Origin of the sequence: Roseibium sp. (genome assembly GCF_050301095.1) — a bacterium.
Classification (GTDB): domain Bacteria; phylum Pseudomonadota; class Alphaproteobacteria; order Rhizobiales; family Stappiaceae; genus Roseibium.
Map to the genome: position 1 here is coordinate 1 of NZ_JBNKYW010000236.1, position 4,684 is coordinate 4,684.

At 63.0% G+C, this 4,684-nt stretch carries 5 protein-coding genes; 4 read left to right on the forward strand and 1 reads right to left on the reverse strand.

The features are described 5' to 3' along the window. Positions 1-218: 218 nt before the first annotated feature. The 4 genes from ACQY7U_RS20835 to ACQY7U_RS20850 all read left to right on the forward strand — a co-directional run bounded on the left by ACQY7U_RS20835 (position 219) and on the right by ACQY7U_RS20850 (position 3,678). On the forward strand, positions 219-1,763 hold the full coding sequence (locus tag ACQY7U_RS20835; RefSeq protein WP_428648789.1) for a sensor histidine kinase: 1,545 nt from the start codon (positions 219-221) through the stop codon (positions 1,761-1,763). After that, complete coding sequence (locus ACQY7U_RS20840) at positions 1,760-2,368, forward strand: response regulator transcription factor (RefSeq protein WP_428648792.1); 609 nt, start codon at positions 1,760-1,762, stop codon at positions 2,366-2,368. The genes ACQY7U_RS20835 and ACQY7U_RS20840 overlap by 4 nt, the downstream gene beginning before the upstream one ends. 87 nt (positions 2,369-2,455) lie before the next feature. Next, positions 2,456-2,938: a GlcG/HbpS family heme-binding protein gene (locus ACQY7U_RS20845; protein WP_428648795.1), complete on the forward strand. Its 483-nt coding sequence runs from the start codon at positions 2,456-2,458 to the stop codon at positions 2,936-2,938. A 62-nt stretch (positions 2,939-3,000) separates the two neighbouring features. Next, entirely contained in the window at positions 3,001-3,678 is a 678-nt protein-coding gene (locus ACQY7U_RS20850; protein WP_428648798.1) for an ankyrin repeat domain-containing protein, read from the forward strand. A gap of 86 nt (positions 3,679-3,764) precedes the next feature. On the opposite strand, the gene ACQY7U_RS20855 is transcribed toward ACQY7U_RS20850, so the two are convergent. Beyond that, the gene (locus ACQY7U_RS20855) at positions 3,765-4,322 is read right to left on the reverse strand and encodes a hypothetical protein (RefSeq protein ID WP_428648800.1); all 558 of its coding nucleotides are present in this window, start codon (positions 4,320-4,322) and stop codon (positions 3,765-3,767) included. Positions 4,323-4,684 lie beyond the last annotated feature (362 nt).

A 4,684-nucleotide genomic window follows, 5' to 3' on the forward strand; every position in this document is an offset into this window, starting at 1 on the left:
GATCTGAACGACAGCTACGGTCAATGGCATTTTCTCAGGCACGGGCCGAGCGGCGTGCGGCACTGACCGCATGACCTGTGAAGGCGACAGCCGGACGCCGGCATCATGCCGCAGTCCGGCTGGGAAACGCAGGCTTTCCGGCTGGCGGCACTGGAAGTCCGGAAGTCCGCAGGCTGTTTTTGTTTCCGCCAGTCCCGAATGCGACTAGATTGGCCTGAATGAAATCCAACAGCTCGAAATCTTCCCCCTCACAAGCACTGCGCTGGTTTTTCCTCGGCTGGGTGCTGCTCCTGGCGGTTATCGCCGGGTCGTCGGCGCTCAATGAGCGGCAGCGGCTCCTGGGCGAACTGCAGTCCGAAGCAAATGCGCTGCACCGGCAGGCTTCGCAAAGGGCCGATCAGCATGACGCCCATCTGACCTCCCTGTCCGCCCTCGCCGTTGCCGGCACTGACGAGCGGCCGGACCTTTTTCTGGACGTCGCTCACACGATTCTGCGTTTCTACCCTCGCATCGAAGCCGTCGACCTGGTGTCCCTGAACTCGCCGGCCACGCTCCTGTCGAGCCGGACCAATGTCAACGCAGACCTGGCTCCGCAGATCCGGAACGCAGCACGCAGTTCCACCGGCAAGCTCGTGTTGCTGTCGCTGCCCGATACACCGGAGCGCTACCTTCTCGTCAAGCGGAGCCCGAACAGCGACCAGGCCCGTTTCGGACTGGCGCTGCAGGTCGATGCCGGTGAACTTCTGAACTCCGACAGCGCTTTCTGGGCACGGCCCTCAGTATCGAAACGGCTGCTGCTGCCCGATGGCCACAATCTTGTCGGCGGGTCCTCACCGTCGCAGACACAGTTCAGGAAAGTGCTCGGAAGCTCATCACAGCCCCTGATTATGGAAGCGGGGATATCCCCCGGCCTGACGGATCTGTTCCCGCCGGGACAGCTCCTTGCAATCATGGCGGTTGCTTCGCTGCTCTACATGGCAGCGTTTCTCGGACTGCGGCAGTTCATGCGCGCACGGCAGGCGGAAAAGCGGGCTCAGTTGAGCGCGCAGGAAGTCAGGCTCGCCCATGCCTTGCGTGTGAATGCCCTTGGTGAAATGGCCAGCGGCATGGCACATGAACTGACGCAACCGCTCACGGCAATCCTGAGCCAGGCCCAGGCCGGACGGCATCTGGCGACACGTGCGGGTGCTGATGATGTTGCTCCCGTCCTCAACGACATCGCCGGTCAGGCGAAACGAGCCTCTGCCATTCTCGACAGGCTCCGCAACTGGACCCGGCCACGTTCCTCGACTTCACAAACCACCTCCGTCAGTGATGCCGTTCGTGGCGTCGAACAATTGCTGAAAATGGAGGCCGACCGGGCGGGCGTTCAAATGCAAACCGGTCTGGAAGGCCTCGAATTGAGCGTCAGGGCAGACCCGGTTGAACTTGAACAGGTCATTTTCAACCTTGCCAGGAATGCGATTGAAGCGGCGTCCGGCAGCCGTGACCACCTGGTCACGATTTCCGCAAGCCGCGCGGGCAAGACCATCCATATCGACGTGAGCGATTCCGGCCCCGGGGTGCCCGCGGACCTCAGGCCCCGTCTGTTCGAGCCCTTCGTGACCGGCAAGCCGGATGGAACCGGCCTCGGTCTTGCCCTTTGCAGCAGGCTCACGGAGCGCATGGGCGGGGAGCTTTCCCTGGTCGAGGATCGTGAGAAGACAGTGTTTCGCCTCACCCTTCGCGATGCGGGCGGCGATGTGAAGGATGCCGCCGAATGACCTGGCCTGTCTATCTGGTGGATGACGACGACGCCGTGCGCAACGCCCTGTCCCTGCTCTTGCGAACCATCGGCATCGACGTTCGTGGATTTGCCTCGCCCGAAGCGTTTTTGAGCACACTCGGCACGCTCGCGCCCGGCTGCCTGATCCTCGACATCCGTATGCCGGTTATCTCCGGTCTCAAACTGCAGGAACGTCTGCTGGAAAGCGGCGTTACCTGGCCGACCATCGTGATCAGCGGCCACGGCGACATCGAGGCCTGTCGCCGCGCCTTCCGGAACGGTGCCATCGACTTCCTGAGCAAACCGGTCGACGAGCAGGATCTGATCGACGCGATCCAGAGGGGGCATTCGGAGTTGGAGAACCAGAGCCGCAGGGCCCTGGAAACCGACGAAGTCCGGCGCCTGCTGGAACAGCTCACGGTTCGGGAAAGGCAGGTTCTGGAGATGATCGCGAAGGGGCTGACCACACGGCAGATCGCCGAGACCCTCAAACTCTCGCCCCGAACCGTTGACAGTCATCGTTCCGCCATCGGCGCCAAGGCGGGGACTACATCGGCGGCGGAACTGACGCGGCTGTGGCTTGAAGGCCAACGCTCTCCGTAGAACTACGGTATTCTCTGCAAGGTCTACGAATACACGATAATCCGGCCAAGGGTTATCTTCGCTCCATCACAACGAAGGAGGAGCGACATGCTTCGCAAACTGACACTCATCGCCGCCCTGTTCACACCGGTTTCGGGGTTCGCGCAGGACCTGCCCACCGCACCGTACCTGCCGCTGGACATGGCCCAGAAGGCTGCCCACGCAGCGCTCGACGCCTGCGCGGCGGAAGGCCACAATGTGAGCGTTGCCATCGTTGCGCGCAGCGGTGTGACGAAAGTCGTCCTGCGTGCCGACAATGCCGGGCCGCACACTGTCGGCAGCAGCACAGGCAAGGCCTTCACCTCTGCCAGCATGGGGCGTGAAACGGCCGGTCTCGCCGGGTTCATCGGCAAGAACCCGCAGAACGACGGCCTGCGCGACATGGACGACCGGCTGGTGATCCAGGCGGGCGGCCTGCCGATCCGCATCGGCGGCGCGCTGGTCGGTGGTATCGGCGTCGGCGGCGCCCCTTCCGGCGATATCGACGCAGTTTGTGCCCGGACCGGGCTCGACGCGATCGGCGCCGAATAATCATTCGACCACGAGACGGCTTGCCTTCCAGGGCAGGCCGTCGCCAGCAGGGAGTTCCGGCGATGAAGCGCTTTCTTGCCGTTTTGGCGATTGTCACTGCAACCACCGTCCAGGCCCAGACCCCTCCGTCCCCGTCAGAGATCGCCCGTTACGACGGCTTGCACCGTGCGGCGCAGGAAGGAGACGTTCCGGCCATCCGGCAGCTTGCCGCGAAAGGCGCCGATCTGAACGCCCGGGACCAGGCAGGCCGCACACCCGCCCATGTCGCGGCCTTTGCCTCCCATGACGACGCCCTGCGGGCCCTCGCAGACGCCGGTGCCGACATGAATGCGCTGGATAGCCAGATCTATGACGTCGTGACCATTGCTGCCGTCGCGAACGATCCGGACATGGTGGCGCTTGCGATCGAGCTGGGCAATCGACCCGATCTTGTCACCAGCGTCTATGACGGAACCGCCCTGATCGCAGCGGCTCATCTCGGACACCACGAGGTCGTTCGGCATCTGATTGCCGGCGGTGCTCCGCTCGACCACGTCAACAACCTCGGCTGGACGGCCCTGATCGAAGCCGTAATCCTGGGCGACGGCGGTCCGGATCATATCGCCACCGTCCGGGCGCTGATTGAAGCCGGAGCGGATGCCTCGATCCCGGATCGCGACGGTGTAACACCGCTTCAACACGCGGAAGCCCGTGGTTACACGAAAATCGCGGAGATCATTCGCTCCGGAAGCAGCCGCTGACTTTCCGGTCTCCGGCAATGCACGGCATTCGCTGGTCTTCTTGCAGCACAACAACAGCCAAACCTAACAGACATGCCGGATGGCTCTCACCCCGGGTCATTCTGCCAGTCCGTAACCGCCCCCTCGGCGAGCAGTGTCAGCGGCACGATCTCGATGATTTCCGCCTGCAGGTCGAGGATGAAAGGCAGCCGCCGGCCGGCGACACGCATTGTGATCCAGGGTGCGTCAATGCCGTCGTACATAGCAACGTCTTCGTCCGTTGCAATGCCGCGTTTCATGCGGCCATGGTGATACGCGGCTTCCCCGACCTCCGAGACATCGAAGCTGAAGTGCCTGCGGCCAATTCCGGACAGGGTCAGGGTTTCGATCTCTATCCGCTCGCCCTGGCGTGACAACGTCACGGCATAGAGCGAAGCAAAGAGCATCATGCCGGCGATACCGGCGATCCCCAACAGTGCGACACCGGCACCGAAGGCAAGACGTTCGCCGACCGGGCGCAGCACGCCACCGTCCCCCGGCGCCAGCCCGAGGGTCTGAAAAATGCTCCAGCCGGCATAGAGAGCCGCCAGTCCGGCAGCGAAGATCCCCCACATCAGGCACCGCACCTTGAGGGTCTGACGATGGTTGTCAAAGAGGAGTGTCATGGCTCCTGTTCCGCTTCAACCGATCCTGTCGTTCAGGGTATCACTCCGAGGCCCGGGGACAATAGCCTCGCCGGAGACGTCTGGAGGGGAACCGGACGAAGGACCCGCCCTGACGTCGATTTAGGACTTCGAACCGGCGACCGCCTGCCCCTCATTGGGGCATGCACCTCAGCTGGTTTCAAGGGCACGAGTATCTGCTATCGTTCTCGTCGCAGGTCATGAGAAGCTTCACAGGCAACGGGGCCGATCCTGTTTCATTGCATCAGGGATGGGGAACAGGAATGGAACAGTCAGGCCTCACCGACGCCGACCGGCTCATGGGCAAACTGCAGGGCTTTCGGATTTCCTGCGCCATTCATCTG